Source organism: Marinobacter xestospongiae, assembly GCF_023156385.1.
GTDB classification, from domain to species: domain Bacteria; phylum Pseudomonadota; class Gammaproteobacteria; order Pseudomonadales; family Oleiphilaceae; genus Marinobacter; species Marinobacter xestospongiae.
The window spans coordinates 89,443-109,012 of record NZ_JAKZAK010000006.1 but is presented as its reverse complement, the minus strand read 5'-3'; the positions used below and the strand labels follow the sequence as shown (position 1 = coordinate 109,012).

The following is a 19,570-nucleotide window of genomic DNA, read 5'->3' as shown; positions in this document are numbered from 1 at the left end:
TCCCTCACTGAACCCGCTTTAACGACAGAGACAAGGAGACCCGAATGGGCTTCGACGACTACCTCAAGATCCTTGCCGTCAAAGACGGCTCTGACCTGTACCTCAGCACAGGCGCGCCACCCTGCGCCAAGTTCCAGGGCACCCTGAAGCCGATCGACCGAACGCCCCTGAAGCCCGGCGAGATCAAGGAGATCGCCTACCGGATCATGGATCAGGAGCAGATCGAGGAATTTGAGCAGGAACTGGAAATGAACCTGGCTTACAGCATTCCCCAGGTAGGCCGGTTCCGTATCAACATCTTTCGACAGCGCAATGAGCTGTCCATTGTGGCCCGCAATATCGTGACCGAGATTCCCAACGCGGATGACCTTGGGCTTCCACCCATCCTGAAAGATGTGGTGATGTCCAAGCGTGGCCTGGTGCTGTTCGTTGGCGCGACCGGCTCTGGTAAATCCACTTCCCTGGCGGCACTGATCGATCACCGAAATTCCAACTCCCGGGGTCACATCATCACCATTGAAGACCCGGTTGAGTACATTCACCGTCACAAGAAGTGCATCGTCAATCAACGGGAAGTTGGCGTTGATACCCGGAGCTTTCATCAGGCGCTGAAGAATACCCTGCGACAGGCGCCGGACGTTATCCTGATCGGCGAAATCCGCGACCGGGCAACCATGGAGCACGCCCTGGCATTCGCCGAAACCGGCCACCTGTGCATCTCCACGCTGCACGCCAACAACGCCAACCAGGCCCTGGACCGGATCATCAACTTCTTCCCGGAAGAGCGGCGTCCTCAGTTGCTGATGGACCTGGCCATGAACATTCGCGCCTTTGTGTCACAACGCCTGATCCCAACCCTGGACGGCAAGCGCTGCGCCGCTATCGAGGTGCTGCTGGGCACGCCCACGATCAGCGAGCTGATCCTCCGTGGCGAGATTGATGGCATTAAAGAAATTATGGAAAAGTCGTCGAACCTTGGCATGCAAACCTTTGATCTGGCGCTGTTCAACCTTTGGAAAGAAGGCAGGATCAGCCAGGAGGAGGCGCTGAAAAACGCGGATTCTGCCAACAACCTCCGCCTCAAGATCAAGCTGGATGGTGGCCAGCCTGACAGTCCGCCAACTGTAACTGCCAGCCCCCGACCAGCATCGGCACCAGGCAAACCGGATGGCGGCCTGTCGCTCAAATTGGAGGAACCGGATGAGGACCCGGATCAAAGCTGATCAGTCGGGAACACCGGAAGGCTCCGGCGGCGCTTTGAGGCCCCGCCAGGCAACCAGCACCCCCAGGGCGATGGCGACCGCACTGCCCCAGAATGCCCCGTCGGTACCCACGCCCTCCACCAGGAAGCCGGAGAGCCAGGCACCGACAGCGCCGCCGGCACCAAACGTCAGGCCACTATAGAGTGCCTGACCCTGGCCATGATGGCCGCCGCCGAAATAGCCATGGATGTACTGGACCGACAGCGCATGCAGCGCGCCGTAAGATGCGGCATGGAGCAGCTGGGCAAACACCAGAACGGCCAACAGGGACGTTGCCTCGGCGATGAGCACCCACCGTAACAGCGTCAACAGCAGCGCGGCGATCGCAATCTGGCGCACAGTGAACCGACGAAACAGCCGATGCATTACGATAAACAGCGCAATTTCAGCAATGACCCCCAGCGACCAGAGCACGCCAATGGCAAACTTGCCGTAGCCGTGTTGTTCCAGGTGAATGCTGAAGAAGGTGTAGTAGGCGCCGTGCGACACCTGTAGCAGGAAGTTCATCAGAAAGAAGGCGATCACTGCCGGATGCCGCAGGATGGCCCATAACTCGGCAGCACCGGCCGTTGAGCGTGCCGGACCACGCTCGGCTGGCACCAGAAAGGCGGAGATGGCGATGCCGGCAAACACCGGCATCACAATCCACGGCAGGAAACCGATGGGCAGCCACTCCAGGATCGCACCAACACCGGCCACCGCACCGACAAAGCCCACCGAACCCCAGAGCCGAACCCGGCCATAGCGCGCCCGATCCCGACCCAGCCCCTGCAGGGTGATCACCTCATACAGCGGCAGCACGGCGTTCCAGAAGAAGGTGAAGGCCAGCATCACCAGCAACAGTCCGAAGAACGCCGGTTCCAGAAACACGCCGGAGAAGCAGACGGCGCCAACCAGAGCGCCGGTGCGCACCAGTCGCACCCGCTGTCCGGTGCGGTCGCCGAGCCAGCCCCAGACGCTGGGCGCGACGATCTTGGTGAGCTGGATCGTCGCCATCAGGGTGGCGATTTCAAGGTAGCTGAACCCTCTGTCTTCCAGATACAGCGACCAGTAAGGCAGCAGCGCCCCCAGCAGGGCAAAGAACCAGAAGTAGAGGTTGGACAGCCGCCAGTAAATACGCCCTACCCTCGGTTGCGCTCGATATCCGGGGTGGCAACCTCCACGTCGCCATTCTGGGCGCGATGGCGCAGATAGTGATCCATCAGCACCAGGGCCATCATGGCCTCGGCAATGGGTGTCGCTCGGATGCCGACACAAGGATCGTGGCGACCGGTGGTAATCACTTCCACCGGGTTGCCATGGACATCAATGCTACGCCCCGGCAGGCGCAGGCTCGAAGTCGGCTTGAGCGCGATACTGGCAAGGATCGGCTGACCGGAAGAGATGCCCCCGAGGACACCGCCGGCATGATTGGAGAGGAAGCCTTCCGGCGTCAGCTCGTCCCGGTGTTCGGTCCCCTTCTGGCTGACCGATCCGAATCCGGCCCCAATCTCAACGCCTTTGACAGCATTGATGCTCATCAGCGCATGAGCCAGATCGGCGTCAAGACGATCAAAGATCGGCTCGCCAAGCCCCGGCGGGACGCCTTCGGCCACCACATTGATGCGGGCGCCAATGGAGTCACCCTCCTTGCGCAAGGCATCCATGTAGGCTTCCAGTTCCGCCACCTTGTCGGCGTCCGGGCAGAAGAACGGGTTCTGGTGTACCTGGTCCCAGTCCAGCTTGTCGATCACGATGGGACCAAGCTGGGACAGGTAGCCACGAATGTTAATACCAAGCCGTTGTTGCAGAAACTTGCGGGCCACGGCACCTGCGGCAACCCGCATCGCGGTCTCCCGGGCGGAAGAGCGGCCGCCACCACGATAGTCGCGGAACCCGTACTTGTGGGTGTAGGTGTAATCGGCATGGGCCGGCCGGAACTGCTCGGAAATCTTGGAGTAGTCCTTGGAACGCTGGTCGGTGTTCTCAATCAGCAGGCCGATCGGTGTGCCAGTGGTACGCCCCTCGAAGACGCCAGAGAGGATGCGGACCTGATCCGGTTCCCGGCGCTGGGTGGTGTGGCGTGACGTGCCCGGCTTGCGACGGTCCAGATCGCCCTGCAGGTCGGCCTCGCTCAGCTCAATTCCGGGTGGGCATCCATCAATGATGCACCCCAGAGCTGGCCCGTGGCTTTCCCCAAAGGTGGTCACCGAAAACAGCTTTCCAAAGGTATTTCCAGACATAATTCAATATCTTATTCAGGTTATTTAAAACAGGTTCGAGCCATTGAAGATGCCGACCTAACGACCACTCTGCGCTCGCCAGGCTTTCAGGTCGGCAGCGGAAAGCAGGAATACACCATCACCGCCGTTCTCAAATTCCAGCCAGGTCAGGGGCAGTTGTGGGTAGGCGGCATCCAGCGCCGGCCAGCTGTTCCCGACTTCAACTATCAGCAAACCGTCCGGGGTCAGATGGTCCGCAGCCTGGGCGAGTATCCGATGGGCAATATCAAGACCATCGTCCCCCGCAGCAAGCCCCAGTTCCGGTTCATGTCGAAACTCATCCGGCATGCTCGCCATGTCTTCGGCATCCACGTACGGCGGGTTACTGAGGATCACATCGTAGCGGCCTTCGATGTTGTCGAACACATCGGACTGAATGGCCTGCACCCGGTCACCCAGCTCATGGTAATCGATGTTGCTGACGGCAACGTCCAGGGCATCGCCGGAAAGATCCGCCAGATCCACCTCGGCATCCTCAAACACCGCCGCCGCGGCGATACCAATACAGCCGCTGCCGGTGCAGAGATCCAGTATCCGGTTGACCGGACGATCCCCCAGCCAGGGTTGCAGGCCAGCCTCAAGCAGTTCACCAATCGGCGATCGGGGCACCAGAACCCGCTCATCGACATGGAATGGCAGCCCCATAAACCAGGCTTCACCCAGCAGGTAGGCCAGCGGCACGCGCTCATTGATACGGCGGTCAGCCCTGTCCAGGATCAGCTCTCGCTCTTCCCGGGTGAGACGGGCATCCAGGAACAGCTTGTTGTTCTCCAGCGGCAGATGGAGGCTGCGCATCACCAGCTGGACGGCCTCATCCCACACATTGTCAGTGCCATGGCCATAGAACAGCGGCGAGGCTGCAAACCGGGAAGAGACATAGCGGAGGTAATCGCGCACGGTGTGCAGGTCGTCAATCGGCTGGGTCACGTCATTTCCTTGAGATCAATGCGTCGGGTGGCGAATTATACGCTAGATCGCCAACGGACCAGAACTGTTCTGCGCCTGTTCGTAGCGATCCAGGGCCAGAATCATTCGCTCACGGCCCAGCTGTATCAACTCCGGTGCCTTGTGGTAATCGTAGGTACGGCAGGCATTCTTGGGCACGTTCACCAGCAGATCCGGCGGATAGCCGGCAATCTTGTACTGCACCAGCGCGCTTTGCATGGTCTCAATGGTGAGGTTCATCACATCGAACTTACCGATACCCAGACGCTCCCAGTCAATGGCAGCTCCCTCGTCCGTGCCTTTGCGATCCTCGTCTTTTTTCTCCGACACGGCCTTGCTGATGCGCGCCTCCACATCGGCACCCTCGCCCTGCTCCCGCTTGCCGGTAAAGGCCTTAAGCAGGTCCCAGTCGAACCATCGGGACGCCTTCTCCTGCACCTTCTGAACCCACTCCTCCGCGTCACTCTCGCTGTCTTCCGCCAGATCAAAACTGGCATCGGGGGCGGTCGGCGGACGCCGGCGGTCGTCTTCCCCGCTGAGGTTCACCGCGACGATGAGGTCGGCGTGGGAAGAAATGGTGGGGATGATCGGCAATGGGTTAAGCAAGGCTCCGTCCACCAGCACCCGGCCATTCAGCACCAGCGGGGTCACCACGCTCGGTATCGCGATGGAGGCCCTGATAGCCTGATCCAGAGGGCCTTCCTGAAACCAGATTTCCTTATGGGCCAGCAGGTCAGTGGCCACTGCGGTGTAGGGAATTGGAAGGTCTTCAATCCGGGTTTCGCCGAGCAGCTCTCTGACCACTGAGAACACTTTCTCACCACGGATTGCACCAACGGAATTGAAGGTGACGTCCAGAAGCTTGAGTACATCGAACTGACCGAGACCGGTGACCCAGTCCTTGTAATCTTTCAGTTTGCCCGCCGCATGCATACCGCCGATCAGCGCCCCCATGGAGCAGCCGGAGATCGCAATGATGTCGTAACCCCGCTCCTGCAGCACCTCAATGGCGCCGATATGGGCATAGCCCCTGGCACCACCGCTGCCCAGAGTCAATGCGACGGTCTTTCGCCTGCCAGTCTGGGGCGTGGGCGGGTTTTCCCCGGTAACCGCGGGGGACGGGTCACCTTGAGCGTCAGGGTGGTCACTCATGAATACTGTCCTGCAGAAATGCACTGTGCCGCTACCCGGCCAGCCTGGCTCAGGTAGCGGATGACGGATCAGGGGGCTGAGATCACCACAATCTCAATACGGTCACCGCTGCGATCCGGGGTTGGCATGGAAACGGCGGGGCCCACCACAATCGGCACCTGCTGCTCACGACTGATCCCGCTTTTCTGCAGCAGTGACGACATGGCTTCCAGCGCCTCACTGGCACGCGCCATTGAGACTTCAAGGGTTTCACCGTCTGCCAGGGACGAATGGGCGGTGATCACCACGGCGCTGTCCGCGCCGCTGGCCCAATCCGTCACCTGCCGGCGATCGGCGGAATCCCACTCGAAACGATAGGTGATTCCTCCCTGCCAGGGCACCACAATCGGCCCCCGGACCCGTTCCGACAACAGATCCAGACCAGGCACATCGGCACCCTCGCCCAGGCGCAGTTGCTCCACCCAGACATAGTCGGTCAGGTTACCGCGGGTGACGGTGTACACCAACACCAGGTGAATCGAGGCGCCTTCCTGCACCGCGGCAACCATGTAGTCCTGGTTGGCATCGCGGCCGTAGAGAATTGACTGCCGGAATATACGGTTGGCCCAGACGCTGCTCCGGCCGCAACTGCGACCTTCACACTGATAGAGAATCTGGGCATTGAGCTTCTTGAGCTGATTGAAGTAGTAGGCCCGGGCGTCCTCGCGATTGGAGTCTTCCGCAATCTTCAACAATTGCCCTTCGCCGTTGACCGGCACCCGTGCCAGCGATTCCGAACGGATACGGTCATTCACCTCCCTCACCCGGCTGAGCAGCACCAGGTGGGCCGGCGACACAATCTCGGTTTCGGCTTCAACTGAGGCAAGAGGAAAGGCCGGAACAACCGTCTGTGCCTGCAGCGACAGGGGCACAATCAGCCCCAACAGCAACCCGAGAGCAGTCAGGACCCGGGCACTTGCCCGGCGCCCCCGAGGTTGCACGACCACCGGCTTGAAAAGGCGTAGTGGACTAATTCTGCGAGTCATCATCCAGAAATTCCTTGATGTGTTGACTGACCGGAGCAATCTCACCATCCAGGTGGCAATGATGACCGCCCGGCACCGAAACCTTGCGTAATGACCGGATAGCATCCAGGCGCCTTGTCATCTCTGGCCGCGCAGGCAGAAGCCCGTTCTCTGCGACCAGCAGCAGCGCCGACGTGTTGACCTCGGTCAGCATGGCCAGCACCTGCTGCTCATCAAACTGCATACTGGATGGGTGCCGAAGGCGGGGATCGGTACGCCAGCGATAGCCGCCATCCACTGCCACCAGATTACGGGGTACCAGCTCTTCCGCGGCCTGCTGGGACAGGGGACTCAACCCGCCTGCACGAACTCTGGCGGCCTGTTCCTGTGACGGATACAGCGGCCCGGGTGAGGAGCCCTGTTCGCGTTTGACCAGGGCCGAGCGCAGTTGCCCCAACACCTGTTCCGGCGGCCGGGTGATGGGCCCTAGACTGTCGATCATGACCAGCCGACGCACCCGCTCCGGGAATGCCGCCGCGCACAGAAGGGAAACGGTCCCCCCCAGCGAGTGGGATACCAGATCGACTGGCTCGTCAAAATGATTGGCCAACAGTTCTGCAAGATCAGCAACGTAGTCCACCAACAGGTAGGACTGGCCGGCCGGACGGTGATCGGAGTGACCGTGCCCTGCCATGTCAATGGCAAACACATCCCGGGTGCCAGCCAGCTCAGGAGCCAGGCGGGCAAAGGTGCGGGCATTGTCAAGCCAGCCGTGGACCATCACCACCGGGGTCGCGGCGGATGAATCAACCCTGGTTTTAGGCCAGTGCAGCCCGGCAAGAGTGAGGTGTCGAAGTGGCCAGCGAATCTCCTGGCCGCCTCCGGCTTCGGAAACGTCCGGCACTGGCGTCGCTTTGTGGTTCATGAAGTCCGGCCTTTCGCGGGCGGCGCCCGCTACATCGTGTGAGTCGGGCGATCCGAGCTGAGGGAGCCAGCCAGGTACGATTCGATCTTGGTGCGTGCCGTTTCGTCATCGCCGTTGAACTGTACGCCAATACCCGCCGCCCGGTTTCCCTGGGCACCCTTGGGCGTGATCCAGATGACCTTGCCGGCAACCGGAATCTTCTCCGGCTCATCCATCAGGTTCAGCAACAGGAACACCTCGTCCCCGAGCTGATACTGCTTCTGGGTAGGAATGAACAAGCCGCCCTGGCGGATGTAGGGCATATAGGCGGCGTAAAGCACCGCTTTGTCCTTGATGGTCAGTGTCAGAATGCCACTTCGAGCGCCAAATCCAGGCCCCATGATCAACTACCTCTGTGCTAATGGCCCCAAGACCGGAGGGGCTGTCCAAAATTCATTATATTTCACAATCATAGCAGGCTAACACCAGCCCCGCACAGCGGCCCGCTCAGGCCCGCCGGCGACGCCTGGGCATCAGCGCCTGCCACTGCATCAGCAGCCGTTCCGCCTCCAGCTCAGGACTGACATTGTTGATGCCGGCCGCCCGGCTCTCCCGCACTGATGACAACAGCTCGTGAGCTCGCCAGGGCGGGTTGTGTTTGGCCAGATAGCGCAGCATTTCCGCCGCCTCGGGATCAGCAGGATCAGCCCCCACACCCAGGCGCGCCAAGTCCGCCGCCCACTTTTCCATCAGTAGCAGCGAGCCATCGAGCCCGAGGGTCTTGAACGGCTTGGCAGCTTCCGGCAGTGACAGCTCGTTTTTCATGAACCGACGAAACGCGTCCAGAGCGGTCTGTCTCTGTTGGATGAAGTCACCGGTGAGGTAATCCAGGGCCAGTCTGGGTGCCATGCCAGCCAACCGAAGTGCCTGGGCCAGGTGTTCCTGGTCCATGGCTCCACCCTGCCCGGAATTGCCCTCAGGGATGTGCTGCTGCAACCAGGTCAGGCCGGTTGCGAAGTCCGGGGTCGGCAAAGTGACGGTCTGACAGCGGGAACGCAGGGTTGGCAGTATTGGCCGACCGGTCTCCTGCAATAACAGCAGTGTGACATCATCAGATGGCTCTTCAAGAGTCTTGAGTAACGCGTTGGCTGCATTGATATTTAGCTGATCACTGCGATTCACAATGACAATTTTGCGATGGCTGACCTGAGGGGATGCAACCGCAAACGCGGACAATGCCCGCACCTGATCGACCTTGATCATGCGGGATTTTTCTGGCGCGTAGCGACGGATATCGGGATGAGAGTCCGCGGCAACCAGCTCACACTGCTTGCATTGTCCGCAGGGCACAGGCCAGGAGTCAGCGATCACGCTGGTAAGCCGGTCACAGACCAGCAACGCCGCCACCGCCTCGGCATAGTCACGTTTCCCTACCCCGCGCTCTCCGGCAACCAGTAAGGCATGAGGCAGGCGATCATTGCGGAGATTGCTGATCAGCTGGTTCCAGGCTGTGTGCAGCCAGGGCATGGAGTCAATCGCGGTGATCAAGTTGGTTCCTGGAGTCTGTGTGTTCATCGGCCGTCAACGGGCTTTGCGAAGAATGCGCCGGTTCACGCCCAAGATGCGTTTCAGGCGTGCCAGATCGGCCTTGCGCTGAGCAGGCTCAACGCTTCCGGCCGAGGCACCATAGTAATGGCTGTTCACCATCCGGGCAAAAGCTCTTGCTGTCCCCCGCAAGGCTGGCCAGCGAGCCTCTGCCGAGTCCGCCAGTTGGCTGGGGGTTGCCGTTGTCGGCGCCTCCAGGCCGGAGCGCTCCAACAGCTGACGCCATTGCGCCACCACCCGCAGATACGGGTCCCGCGTCAGAATCCCCCGCTGCTTCCAGGCCGACACCAGACCTGCCACCAGGAGGCCAAACGCCACCAGGCCAGCACTGAAGTAACCGAGTTCCTTCATACCGATGTTGCCAGGCAAGCGGGACATCAGATCCAGTTGCGACTGCCCCTGGTAGCCGACCACCCAGCGCTGCCACTGGTAGTTGAGTCGGTCGACCTGGAGACTGGCCCAGCGGATCAGCGCCTGATCGCCATAGCGCTGTGGTGACGTCCAGTCCTCTTCCAGAAACGAACCCTCGTCCGCCACCGCTTCCCGCAGACCGGATTCGATACGGTCCGGTGCGATCGCCGCCGTCGGGTCTACCCGGGTCCAACCGGAGCCCGGCAACCAGGCTTCCACCCAGGCGTGGGCATCGTACTGACGGACAATCAGGTATTCGTTATTGGCACCGGGATCTCCGCCCTGGTAACCCGCAACCACACGGGCCGGAATGCCCGCCGAACGCAGTACAAAGGTGGTGGCCCCGGCGTAGTGTTCACAGAAGCCCCGTCGTTCATCAAACAGCAGAGTGTCGATGCCATCGTCCGGCATCAGCGGTGGACGCAGGGTGTAGAAGTACGGCTGCTCACGGAACCGGGTCAGAAGGCGGGCAACCAGTTCCCGATCCGAACTGGAGGTAGCCCTAAGCTCGCTGGCGAGGGCCCTGGCACGTGGGTTGCCCTGTGCCGGCAATTGCAGGAATCGGCGACGAAAGGCCGGTGACAGACCGGCGTTGAGCAAAGTGGCGGTATCCCGGGACAAGCGGTAGCGCACCGGCGTATCCGCGGGCCGCTTGAAGCGGAACAGGCCCCAGCGCTCCTCCTCGAGGTTCTCCGATACAGCCCGGGAATCGGCCAGTGCGAATGCCCAGCGCTGACCGCTGGGGTCCATCAGGACGTCGTACTCGTTGTCCTGAAGCTCTTCAAGACCACTGTCGACGGACACCCGGCCGGGACGGGTCGGCCGTTCGGTATCCCATTGGCGCCAGGTCGTGCCATCAAACCGGTCAAGGATCAGCCCCCGCCAGTACAGCTCGCGATTCGGCGGCAGGCCATCGGCAAAGGTCACACGAAAGGCTCGCTCACTGCTCTGCGCCAGGTTCGAAATATCGCCGGGGGACATGGTGTCACTGATACCGGTCTGGCCCCGATCAGACACCAGAGGCACGCTCCACAAAGGCTCAAGCCGTGGAAAAAACAGGAACAGCAGCAAAACGATCGGCAGACTCTTGAGAAACATTCCGCCAAGACGGCGCCAGCCGGCTGCCAGTACATGAGGCGCGCCCGGAGCGTTCAGCACCTGGATGCCCAGCAGCAGCAGCGCCACCCCCACAAGGTTCAGCAGTGTCCAGAAAATGCCCTGCTCAAACAGAAAGTTGACCGTCGCCAGATAGACCAGAATGAAGAACAGAACATAGAAATCGCGGGACGTGCGGGTCTCCAGCCATTTCAGGCCTACCGCAATGACAAAGAAGGAAGCCGCCGTATCCACCGTGAACCGGCCCTCGACGGTGACGATGTAGGTCGCGATCAGCAGAGCCATAACCGTCAGCCGAAGCCAGCGTCCCGGCAGCCCCACGCGCCCGCTCTGAACCAGCCAGCGCCAGCCGGCCAGCAGACCGCAGGCGCCCAGCAGCCAGGGAGGCAGCCGGTCCCATTGCGGCAGCAGCAGGATGAAAAACGCCGCGATCAGCCACAACAGCGCACTGGCGGGAATCGGTGTACCGCTGGATGAAACCGGGTTACTGCGTTGAGCCAACTTCATGACATCGCCCCCCGGTGCCCCGCTCCCTGATCGGCGGGATCGTGTTGACCAAATACGGCGAGCGCACGCAAACAGCGAGCGCCATGGGCAGGGCCGGTGTCCGGTGCAATGAACTCCCCGGGCAGTTTCAGGCCAAAGGCCTCATCTGCCCCCAGTTTCTGCTGCACCAGGGCGGTGAGATAACTGAGTCTCAGCTCCTGCTCCACGCCCGGGAACGCGTCGTAGTCCAGCCAGTCCGGACTGCCCTGCTGCCCGCTCCACTCGGCGATGACCATGTCTCCGGTACGGGCATAGCGTTTCCACAGCACCCGCTGGCTCAGGTCCCCCTGGCGCCAGGGGCGGATATCCACGTGATCCTGGCCATCGCTGGTGGTCCGGGCGTCCGCCTCACCGTCGTCGCCCTCGGCGATGGGCGATTCCGGAGGTAACAGCGGTCTTGGGTACACCACCGCAGCCGTCGCCGGTCGAATCCAGGACCAGGCCTTGAGCAGACCAAACGGAAAACGGGTTTCCACCCTCACCCGGTCCATCACCAGATAGCCACGCAGGCTGCTGCGGGCGAGCAACGTCATATCCTGGGATTCCCCGGGCTGAATGTGCTGCTGCGCCAGTACCTGATCGTGGTAACGGAGTTCCAGGGCCAGGGTTGCCTCCTTGCTTCTCGTCCCCCGAAACACGAAAGGTATCTTGTCACCAGCGTAGCCCTCACCCGTCTGTACAAGGGTCAACTGCAGCCCGCTGAGATTGCGGTGGGTCTGGTGCATCGCCGCCACGAACACCACCCCCAGAATAAAGGTCATCAGATAGATAAGACTGTTCTGGTAGTTGATTCCCGTCAGCAGCATGACCACCAACAGCAGACCGAACACCACACCAACACCGGTCGGCAGGATAAAGATGTTGTTCTGCACGAACTGCTGGGTGTCCGAACGGGGAATCCGTCGGTTGACCCAGCCTTGCCAGCGTTTTCTAACGGACTTCAACAGCATGCGTTTCCCGGGGTTGTTAACAGCTTCTGACAGTGAGTGACCAATCATTACCCATTACGTTCACAAAGACCCGCTAAGCGACTTGCAATGCCGTGTCGCAGGCTAAATACTGGCCAATGCACCGATGTCTGCAGCCACTTTGCCAAGTGGCCTGACAATAGCATAAACGCGCAATACTTTTTCCGCCCTTTCAATGAGGTACGCCGGGGCGCAGCAATCGGGTTAAACACCTGAGGTGGACTATGACAAGACAGCAATGGCTTTTAGCAGGGATGTCAGGATTGATCATCTCATTACCGGTGAATGCCGGGGTTCGAACACTGACCTCCGATGAAATGGTAGAAACGTACGTCAAGGACTCTGCGGTTATTGTTGTCCCCCAGTCCCAGCGCAAATCCGACGCCGATCGGCGCCGAATTCTGAAGTCGCTGACGATCTCCCCGGGCGAGCCGGTGATCACGGAAGCGGAGGAACTGGCCTATCAGGATTCGATCCGCCATTACCAGTCGCTCAACCAGGACGATGCCCTGGCCCAGGCGGAGGAGGAGTTTCTCCGGCGGGCGTTGCTGATTCCACAGGATCAGTTGGCACTTGCCCAGCCACCGGCGAATTTCAATCCGGAGATACCAACCATCGTCTTCGGGCAGCAGGCAGTGATCCCGGACGAACCTTTTACCCAGATGTTTCTTAATGATCAGCTGGGCATCAATTTTGACGGCCAGAACGTTAACCTGTCCTTCGGCAATCTGCCGGGGGTCGACCAGATCACCATGCCGCAGGGCATCAATGATGGCCCGGTGCGCCTGACCCCGCGACCGGGTGGCGGGTTTGATCTTTCGATCCAGGTGCCGGACCAGCAATAACCGGACGCCTGCGCAATGTAAGACGCCTACGCAATGTAAAAAGGCGCTCGCCAGCAATGGCGAGCGCCTTTTTTATGTTGATCCGTCAGGCCTAACAGTCGCATGCCCGGCTCCAAAACAAAAAAACCCGGAGGCAATCCCCCGGGTCTTCGACAGAGGAGAAATCCGGTGTTTGGATTTCTCCAGTCAGGCAATGAAACTGCCTTGCTGTCTTAGTGACCGTAGACGGTCATCTTCGCACTGATGTCCAGATCCGTCATGTAGACGTTACCGATGCTGGCAGCAGTGCTGCTACCCATGCGGATGTTTTCCAAATCCAGGTCACCGGAGAAGTTGTTGATGTTGAAGGCCAGAGCATCATTACCCGCGTTGTTGGTCGCGGTGCCCAGATCAACCTGAGCGTGAGCAAAGCTGGTGTCAACGATCGGAGTGCCGGAGGCGTCAACAATGGTCAGGCCGTTGGTGTCATCGCCACGGCTGTTGTGCAGTTTGAAGTCCATGTAGGTGCCGATGAAATCAGCATTCAGGCTGCCGTTGGCGTTGAAGTAGGCGTTGACGTTCAGCGCGTTCTGGTCTTCCTGGATCACGATGTCGATCGGACCGAGCAGACCGGTGATGTCCAGATCGGAAACGAGCGTGGTGCTGGTTCCGCCGTTGGCACGTCGTTCCGCATCGAGATTACCAACCGTGCTACCTTGCTTCGCGAGACTAACAGCGCCGATGCTCACACCAAAGTCAACCGGTACGCCAGATACTGAACGAATGCCAATTACGAGGTCACCGTTCTGAACCTCAGGCATGTCTGCTTCATAGCTCGCAGTTCCGCCAGTTCCGGTTTCGGTATTGGTCCACGTAACATTAGGCTTGTTGGTGTCGGCACCAACGAGGTAGCTGTTACCCATTCCGATCGAAGCTTGTGCAGTGTCTCCGGCGCCGGAGCTACCAGCCACGTCAATGTACAGTGCGACGTCATCAAGTGCGCCATTGGTACCACCAGTACCAGTCAGCGGGTTATTTGCACCACCAATTTTAACGTCGGAGATGGCGAGGAAACCGGCGTCTTCATACGCGATCTCGCCAATGCCCACCTCAGCTTCAAGCTCGATGGTGATACCGTTCTGACCGGTCACATTGCCCATCATGGAATCGTCGAGGGCTTTGAGCTCTGCCTGGGCAGCGAAGGGAATGGATGCAACCGCGGTTGCCAAAGCAAGTTTCTTCAGGCCTTTCATTTTGTTCTCCTTAAAGGAAATAACTTTTATTTTTGTTGCGGCTTGATTCCGTCACCGCAAGGCCAGTGTTGCAGAGCAGGACGGGCGATTCTGCGATACGGTGCACAATATTTAACCCGTCACTAACATTTCCTTACATTTCTGAGAGGCGCGTACCAGTTCTACGGAGAACGCCGCTAATTAGCCGAATTTCCTCGATTTTCTACAAAGATCATAGCGTCGAAGGTGCCCGTAACCCCTTCTCCATACTCAATTCCGGCATCGGATTCGCGGTACCGGGTTGCCAGGATCTGCGCGAATCCGGTCAGGTACTCAAGCTCGATATTGATCTGCGGCTGTTCGTCGCCTTTGTACTGGTAGATCACGGCAGACCCCAGTATCCGGCCGGAGTCGGCCTGGGTTGCCAGCGCCCGCCTGATCGCGTCCAGCACCAGGGGCGCATTGATGTTCTCAATCTCTTCGCCAGGCTTCACCGCCCAGACATACTTCACGTCACCATTGGGCAGCAGCCCCGCACCAAACGGCGCAAAATCGCCGTAGGCTTCCATCAGCGCCTTGGCTTTGCGCAGGGCGTGACGAGACAGGTATTGAGTGTTGGTGCGGATCTCACGCGCCACCTGCTCGGTGGTCACGGTTTTTGGTGCCTGTGCCTGCTCCTCCGCCTGCGCGGGAGTCAAAAGTTGTGTAAGGGACAGGGCCGTAGCAGCAATCAGCTTTTTCACAGTACCTCCAGGTGATTGAGGAGCCTCTGATTAAATCCGAATCGCCTCTGCGCGATCTGAGGGCTGTAGCTGCAAGGCGCGGTTCGCAGCCAATGGCCGTAGCCCTTGGCAAGGACCGTAACGCCGCAGATGCAGCCCTCAGAGCACGCCCTTCGGGGTCTTCAGAGCGATCCACACTCGGCGTTGCACCTTCTTGAAAGGCAACCAGCCTTCCTGCAAAGCCGCGCCTTGAGTGTGAACCGCTCTGAAGGCCAGAGGTGATCCGGAGTTAATCAGAGACTCCTTAGCTTCGTTGTTATTTTCGGGCAATGCGAGCCGCCCATTTTGCGGTAAAGTCTGAGATAATTGGCCGGGTTCAGCATCTACCCAGCCAGCACCCGGCAACATACCTTGTTTCTGGGGTTCATCTCTCAAACCCGAGTTCCAATGTCAGAACACCGCAACATCCTGCACCTAGATTCACACCAACACCGTGAACGCTTTCTCACTGCGTTTGCCTCGCAGCCCGGATTTGTCTGCTTTGGCGATCCCGGGCGACCCAGGGGGGCGCCCTGCTGGCTTTCCGCCTGGCCCATCAGAACGCTGGCAAACTCCGGTACGGAAGATTTCCATGAGTGCGTCGCCCAAGGCCTGGCCAACGGTGTCCGGTTGGCGGGTTGTCTGGATTATGAACTGGGCTACTGGACAGAAAGTGCCTTCGCCAAGAGTGCTCCGGGGCTGGCAGACACGCCCCCGCCGGCATCCGCCGGCTGGTACGACTGGCAACTTGTTCCAGTCGACCACGACGGTCTGCGCTGGCAGATTCATCTGGCAGCGACGGCGGATTCGACCACCCTCGACAAGCTGGACGTTCTAAGACGACAGAGCAGAGCTGCCCCGAGTGCTGAAGTCGCCCCCCTTACTCTGTCCCCCTTCAGGGCCGATGAGGACGAGACCAGCTACCGGCGAAAAGTACAGCGCATCCTAGACTACATCCTCGCTGGCGACTGCTATCAGGTAAACCTGTCGCAACGCTTCCAGTGCCGCTTTAACGGCGACCTGTGGCAGGCTTACCGTCACCTGACCCAGTGCATCCCCACCGATCATGCCGCTTTCCTGCGCCAGGGTGAACAGCAGGTGATGTCGATCTCGCCAGAAAGCTTTCTTGCCATCGACCGGGACCGGCAAGTGGTCACCCGGCCTATCAAGGGTACTCGGCCCCGAGGCGAAACAGAGGAAGAGGATCAGGCGCTGGCGCGCTCGTTGAAAGAAAGCCCCAAAGACCGCGCCGAGAACATCATGATCGTCGACCTGCTGCGCAATGATCTGGGCCGTTTTTGCCAACCCGGCAGTGTACGGGCGGATCAGTTACTTGCTTTGGAAAGTTACCGCAACGTGCACCACCTGGTCAGCACCGTCTCGGGGCGGCTGGCGACCGACTGTGACGCCATCAGCGCCCTGCTTCGGGCCTTCCCTGGAGGTTCCATCACCGGCGCACCCAAGATCCGCGCCATGGAGATTATCCGGGAGCTGGAGACGTCACCTCGAGGCCCGTACTGTGGTTCCGTATTCCACCTCGACGGCGACGGCACGCTGTACAGCAACATTGCCATCCGCACCCTGTACGCCAGGGGGAACACACTCTACTGCCACGGCGGCGGCGGTATTGTTGCGGATTCTGATCCGGCAGAGGAGTACCGGGAGACACTGGATAAGGTAGGGCCGCTGATGCAGGCGCTGGAACTGGCGTTTGGGGAGTAGAGAAAGCCTCCGCCACTATAGGCGAAGGCTTTTCTGGGCTCAGAAGCGTTCGCTGGCTTTCAGGAACTCTTCTCGCAGATCGTCGTAATTGTGCACCGCCGGGAATTGGGGAAATTCCGCGATCACATTGTCAGGCGCATGGAACAGGATGCCAGCTTCAGCCTGGGTCAGCATGGTGGTGTCGTTATAGGAATCGCCGGTGGCAATCACCCGATAGTTCAGCAGCTGGAATGCCCGTACCGACTGGCGCTTGGGGTCACGCTGACGCAACAGATAGTTGGTGATACGCCCCTGTTCGTTCACCTCCAGCTTGTGACACAGCAGCGCGGGATGTCCCAGCTTGGCCATCAGTGGCATGGCGAACTCATAAAAGGTATCTGACAGGATCACCACCTGGAATCGCTCACGCAGCCAGTCCAGGAATTCACGGGCGCCTTCCAGCGGGTCCAGGGTGCTGATCACTTCCTGAATCTCAGGCAGGCCATAGCCATGCTCATCCAGCAGTCGCAGCCGCTGCTGCATCAGCACGTCGTAGTCCGGAATGTCGCGGGTGGTCGCCTTGAGCTCTTCAATTCCCGTTTTCTCAGCAAAAGCGATCCAGATTTCCGGGATCAGTACTCCCTCAAGGTCAAGGCATGCGAGTTCCACGGTGATCTCCTTGGTTTGTTCATGGGGCGCGAACGAACGCCGTTTGGGTCTCGCGGTATGATATGTAATTAGGGCCGAGAATGCACCGGGCAAAGGCACTGCTATAAGGATATGAGTGCAATGTCTTTCAGACGTTCACCGCGGAGTGGTAGATTGTAAAGCCTCCAGAAAACGAACACTTACCCACGCGCCCGGGTACACAATCATAACCATGGCTGAGTAGCCGCACTGCCGGCCAACTCCTGATAAGAGCACTATGACTGATATCGATACCCTGAGGCAGGAACTGGAAGGCAAGAGTCCCCGCGCCATCCTGAAGGCTGCCCTCGCCCATTACGACAACATCGCCATCTCATTCAGCGGTGCCGAAGACGTGGCACTGATCGAGATGGCCCACAAGCTCACCGACAACCTCAAGGTCTTCACCCTCGACACCGGCCGACTCCATCCCGAAACCTATGAGTTCGTAGACCGGGTTCGCGAGCACTACAACCTGGATATTGAAGTGATGTTTCCGGATTCCGCCGAAGTTGAGGATCTGGTTCGCCGCAAGGGACTGTTCAGCTTCTATCAGGATGGCCACAAGGAATGCTGTGGCATCCGCAAGATCAATCCCATGCGCCGCAAGCTGGCAACCCTGGATGCCTGGGTGACCGGGCAACGCAAGGACCAGAGCCCCGGCACCCGCAACGATGTCCCCGTGGTCCAGCTCGATACCACCTTCTCCGGCGAAGGGCGTACGCTGGTGAAGTTCAACCCGCTGGCAAACTGGAGTTCCAAGGAAGTCTGGGACTACATCCGCATGTCAGAAGCACCCTATAACAAGCTCCATGAACAGGGTTACATCAGCATCGGCTGCCAACCCTGCACCCGCCCGGTGCTGCCCGGCCAGCACGAACGGGAGGGCCGCTGGTGGTGGGAAGAGGCCACCAAGAAAGAGTGTGGCCTGCATGCGGGGAATATCATTGCCACCGGGCAAGACTGAGGCGCCCTGAAACACTCAGTAGGTCGGCAACTCGATATCATCAAACAACGCTTCCAGCTCGGCCCGGTTGCCCTGGTGGGCAACCGCTTCGTCCACCCGCTCTTTGGTCAGGTGGGGAGCGAAACGTTGGATGAAATCGTACATGTAACCCCGCAGGAAGGTGCCCTTGCGGAACCCGATGCGAGTGACGCTGGGGCGGAACAGCTGCTTGGCGTCGAGGCACACCAGGTCGGCGTCGGTCTTGGGATCGTAGGCCATGCTGGCGACGATACCGACACCAAGACCCAATCGCACATAGGTCTTGATCACGTCCGCGTCAGCCGCTGTGAACACCACTTTCGGCGTCAGCCCCTGGCTCTGGAACGCCTCATCCAGTTTGGAACGTCCGGTAAAGCCAAAGACGTAGGTGACCAGCGGGTACTCGGCCAGGTCCTTGAGGGTCAGCTCGCCGACTTTCGCCAGGGGATGCTCGCGGGGCACGATGATGCTGCGGTTCCAGCGGTAGCAGGGCATCATGATCAGGTCGGAGAACAGTTCCATCGCCTCTGTGGCAATGGCAAAGTCCACGGCGCCGTTGGCGGCCATTTCCGATATCTGCATCGGCGTGCCCTGATGCATGTGTAATGATACGTCCGGAAAAGCTTCGATAAACCCCTGGATCACCGGTGGCAGGGCGTAACGCGCCTGGGTGTGGGTGGTGGCGATACTTAGATCACCCTTACGCTGGTTACTGAACTCCTGGGCAATCTTCTTGATGCCCTCCACCCGGCGGAGAATCTCACCGGCCTCCCGGATGATGGTTTCACCGCCCGGCGTGATGCGGGTCAGGTGCTTGCCGCTGCGGGCAAACACTTCGATTCCCAATTCATCCTCCAGCAACCGGATCTGTTTGGAAATGCCGGGTTGCGAAGTAAACAGGCTTTGCGCGGTTGCAGACACATTCAGGTCATGGTGTGCCACTTCCCAGATGTAGCGCAGCTGCTGTAGTTTCATCGACCTAGTTGCTCCCTGGAACGGTTCGCGGCGCCCCGACAGCGCGGGGCACGATCAGTTTCAGCGTTGGTGGCATCTGGGTAGCGGTTCAGGCTCCCAGCTTAAGACTCGCCGAATAGAATACGCATAAAAAAATCGTTTTTCATGAATTTTTAGAATAGATTGTTACCTGTTAGTCAGTTTAGACCATATCCTGCGACTCAACGGACCATCCTCATCCCAAAAGGCATA

General features: G+C 59.7%; 18 protein-coding genes. 4 read left to right on the top strand and 14 right to left on the bottom strand.

The window, feature by feature from the left end:
- Nucleotides 1-44: 44 nt before the first annotated feature.
- Nucleotides 45-1,223 carry a PilT/PilU family type 4a pilus ATPase gene (locus tag MLD24_RS05955; protein ID WP_248165238.1) on the top strand — a complete coding sequence of 393 codons (1,179 nt, stop codon included), beginning with the start codon at nt 45-47 and terminating at the stop codon, nt 1,221-1,223.
- On the opposite strand, the gene MLD24_RS05950 is transcribed toward MLD24_RS05955, so the two are convergent.
- The 10 genes from MLD24_RS05950 to MLD24_RS05905 all read right to left on the bottom strand — a co-directional run bounded on the left by MLD24_RS05950 (nt 1,224) and on the right by MLD24_RS05905 (nt 12,156).
- Complete coding sequence (locus MLD24_RS05950) at nt 1,224-2,366, bottom strand: MFS transporter (RefSeq protein WP_282450495.1); 1,143 nt, start codon at nt 2,364-2,366, stop codon at nt 1,224-1,226. It lies immediately after the preceding gene.
- A 17-nt stretch (nt 2,367-2,383) separates the two neighbouring features.
- Nucleotides 2,384-3,484: a chorismate synthase gene (aroC, locus tag MLD24_RS05945; RefSeq protein WP_248165236.1), complete on the bottom strand. Its 1,101-nt coding sequence runs from the start codon at nt 3,482-3,484 to the stop codon at nt 2,384-2,386.
- A gap of 57 nt (nt 3,485-3,541) precedes the next feature.
- Entirely contained in the window at nt 3,542-4,450 is a 909-nt protein-coding gene (prmB, locus tag MLD24_RS05940) for a 50S ribosomal protein L3 N(5)-glutamine methyltransferase (protein WP_248165233.1), read from the bottom strand.
- Between the two features lie 42 nt (nt 4,451-4,492).
- Nucleotides 4,493-5,620 (bottom strand): patatin-like phospholipase family protein, encoded by a 1,128-nt coding sequence (locus MLD24_RS05935; RefSeq protein ID WP_227171162.1) that lies wholly within the window; start codon nt 5,618-5,620, stop codon nt 4,493-4,495.
- A gap of 68 nt (nt 5,621-5,688) precedes the next feature.
- Nucleotides 5,689-6,645: a DUF4892 domain-containing protein gene (locus tag MLD24_RS05930; protein ID WP_248165231.1), complete on the bottom strand. Its 957-nt coding sequence runs from the start codon at nt 6,643-6,645 to the stop codon at nt 5,689-5,691.
- On the bottom strand, nt 6,629-7,549 hold the full coding sequence (locus tag MLD24_RS05925; protein ID WP_248165229.1) for an alpha/beta hydrolase: 921 nt from the start codon (nt 7,547-7,549) through the stop codon (nt 6,629-6,631). Before MLD24_RS05925 ends, MLD24_RS05930 begins: the two co-directional genes overlap by 17 nt.
- Nucleotides 7,550-7,578: 29 nt before the next feature.
- Entirely contained in the window at nt 7,579-7,929 is a 351-nt protein-coding gene (locus tag MLD24_RS05920; RefSeq protein ID WP_008171779.1) for a PilZ domain-containing protein, read from the bottom strand.
- 106 nt (nt 7,930-8,035) lie between these two features.
- Nucleotides 8,036-9,076, bottom strand: coding sequence for a DNA polymerase III subunit delta' (locus MLD24_RS05915; protein WP_425562287.1), 1,041 nt, complete (start codon nt 9,074-9,076; stop codon nt 8,036-8,038).
- A 33-nt stretch (nt 9,077-9,109) separates the two neighbouring features.
- Nucleotides 9,110-11,167: a transglutaminase TgpA family protein gene (locus tag MLD24_RS05910; RefSeq protein ID WP_248165227.1), complete on the bottom strand. Its 2,058-nt coding sequence runs from the start codon at nt 11,165-11,167 to the stop codon at nt 9,110-9,112.
- Entirely contained in the window at nt 11,164-12,156 is a 993-nt protein-coding gene (locus MLD24_RS05905; protein WP_248165225.1) for a DUF58 domain-containing protein, read from the bottom strand. The genes MLD24_RS05910 and MLD24_RS05905 overlap by 4 nt, the downstream gene beginning before the upstream one ends.
- Nucleotides 12,157-12,428: 272 nt before the next feature.
- On the opposite strand from MLD24_RS05905, the gene MLD24_RS05900 reads away from it, so the two are divergent.
- On the top strand, nt 12,429-13,019 hold the full coding sequence (locus tag MLD24_RS05900; protein ID WP_248165223.1) for a hypothetical protein: 591 nt from the start codon (nt 12,429-12,431) through the stop codon (nt 13,017-13,019).
- Between the two features lie 212 nt (nt 13,020-13,231).
- Here the strand turns inward: MLD24_RS05900 and MLD24_RS05895 are convergent, their stop codons facing one another.
- Together MLD24_RS05895 and MLD24_RS05890 are read right to left on the bottom strand one after the other, a co-directional pair.
- The gene (locus MLD24_RS05895) at nt 13,232-14,251 is read right to left on the bottom strand and encodes a DUF6160 family protein (RefSeq protein ID WP_227171168.1); all 1,020 of its coding nucleotides are present in this window, start codon (nt 14,249-14,251) and stop codon (nt 13,232-13,234) included.
- Between the two features lie 176 nt (nt 14,252-14,427).
- The gene (locus MLD24_RS05890; RefSeq protein ID WP_227171169.1) at nt 14,428-14,973 is read right to left on the bottom strand and encodes a hypothetical protein; all 546 of its coding nucleotides are present in this window, start codon (nt 14,971-14,973) and stop codon (nt 14,428-14,430) included.
- Nucleotides 14,974-15,399: 426 nt separating this feature from the next.
- Here MLD24_RS05890 and pabB point away from each other — a divergent pair, with 426 nt between their 5' ends.
- A complete protein-coding gene (gene pabB / locus MLD24_RS05885; protein ID WP_248165221.1) occupies nt 15,400-16,713 on the top strand; it encodes an aminodeoxychorismate synthase component I in 1,314 nt (437 codons plus the stop codon).
- A gap of 39 nt (nt 16,714-16,752) precedes the next feature.
- On the opposite strand, the gene thrH is transcribed toward pabB, so the two are convergent.
- Nucleotides 16,753-17,361 carry a bifunctional phosphoserine phosphatase/homoserine phosphotransferase ThrH gene (thrH, locus tag MLD24_RS05880; protein ID WP_227171171.1) on the bottom strand — a complete coding sequence of 203 codons (609 nt, stop codon included), beginning with the start codon at nt 17,359-17,361 and terminating at the stop codon, nt 16,753-16,755.
- Nucleotides 17,362-17,617: 256 nt separating this feature from the next.
- Here thrH and MLD24_RS05875 point away from each other — a divergent pair, with 256 nt between their 5' ends.
- Entirely contained in the window at nt 17,618-18,346 is a 729-nt protein-coding gene (locus tag MLD24_RS05875) for a phosphoadenylyl-sulfate reductase (protein ID WP_227171172.1), read from the top strand.
- A gap of 15 nt (nt 18,347-18,361) precedes the next feature.
- Here the strand turns inward: MLD24_RS05875 and cysB are convergent, their stop codons facing one another.
- On the bottom strand, nt 18,362-19,339 hold the full coding sequence (gene cysB / locus MLD24_RS05870; protein WP_227171173.1) for an HTH-type transcriptional regulator CysB: 978 nt from the start codon (nt 19,337-19,339) through the stop codon (nt 18,362-18,364).
- Nucleotides 19,340-19,570 lie beyond the last annotated feature (231 nt).

Excerpts from the sequence above, each read along its gene's own strand:
- MLD24_RS05930 (WP_248165231.1), bottom strand. The coding sequence starts at position 6,645 with ATGACTCGCAGAATTAGTCCACTACGCCTTTTCAAGCCGGTGGTCGTG.
- MLD24_RS05920 (WP_008171779.1), bottom strand. The coding sequence starts at position 7,929 with ATGGGGCCTGGATTTGGCGCTCGAAGTGGCATTCTGACACTGACCATC.
- MLD24_RS05935 (WP_227171162.1), bottom strand. The coding sequence starts at position 5,620 with ATGAGTGACCACCCTGACGCTCAAGGTGACCCGTCCCCCGCGGTTACC.
- aroC (WP_248165236.1), bottom strand. The coding sequence starts at position 3,484 with ATGTCTGGAAATACCTTTGGAAAGCTGTTTTCGGTGACCACCTTTGGG.
- MLD24_RS05895 (WP_227171168.1), bottom strand. The coding sequence starts at position 14,251 with ATGAAAGGCCTGAAGAAACTTGCTTTGGCAACCGCGGTTGCATCCATT.
- cysB (WP_227171173.1), bottom strand. The coding sequence starts at position 19,339 with ATGAAACTACAGCAGCTGCGCTACATCTGGGAAGTGGCACACCATGAC.
- pabB (WP_248165221.1), top strand. The coding sequence starts at position 15,400 with ATGTCAGAACACCGCAACATCCTGCACCTAGATTCACACCAACACCGT.
- MLD24_RS05910 (WP_248165227.1), bottom strand. The coding sequence starts at position 11,167 with ATGAAGTTGGCTCAACGCAGTAACCCGGTTTCATCCAGCGGTACACCG.
- MLD24_RS05925 (WP_248165229.1), bottom strand. The coding sequence starts at position 7,549 with ATGAACCACAAAGCGACGCCAGTGCCGGACGTTTCCGAAGCCGGAGGC.
- MLD24_RS05955 (WP_248165238.1), top strand. The coding sequence starts at position 45 with ATGGGCTTCGACGACTACCTCAAGATCCTTGCCGTCAAAGACGGCTCT.
- MLD24_RS05900 (WP_248165223.1), top strand. The coding sequence starts at position 12,429 with ATGTCAGGATTGATCATCTCATTACCGGTGAATGCCGGGGTTCGAACA.
- MLD24_RS05875 (WP_227171172.1), top strand. The coding sequence starts at position 17,618 with ATGACTGATATCGATACCCTGAGGCAGGAACTGGAAGGCAAGAGTCCC.
- MLD24_RS05905 (WP_248165225.1), bottom strand. The coding sequence starts at position 12,156 with ATGCTGTTGAAGTCCGTTAGAAAACGCTGGCAAGGCTGGGTCAACCGA.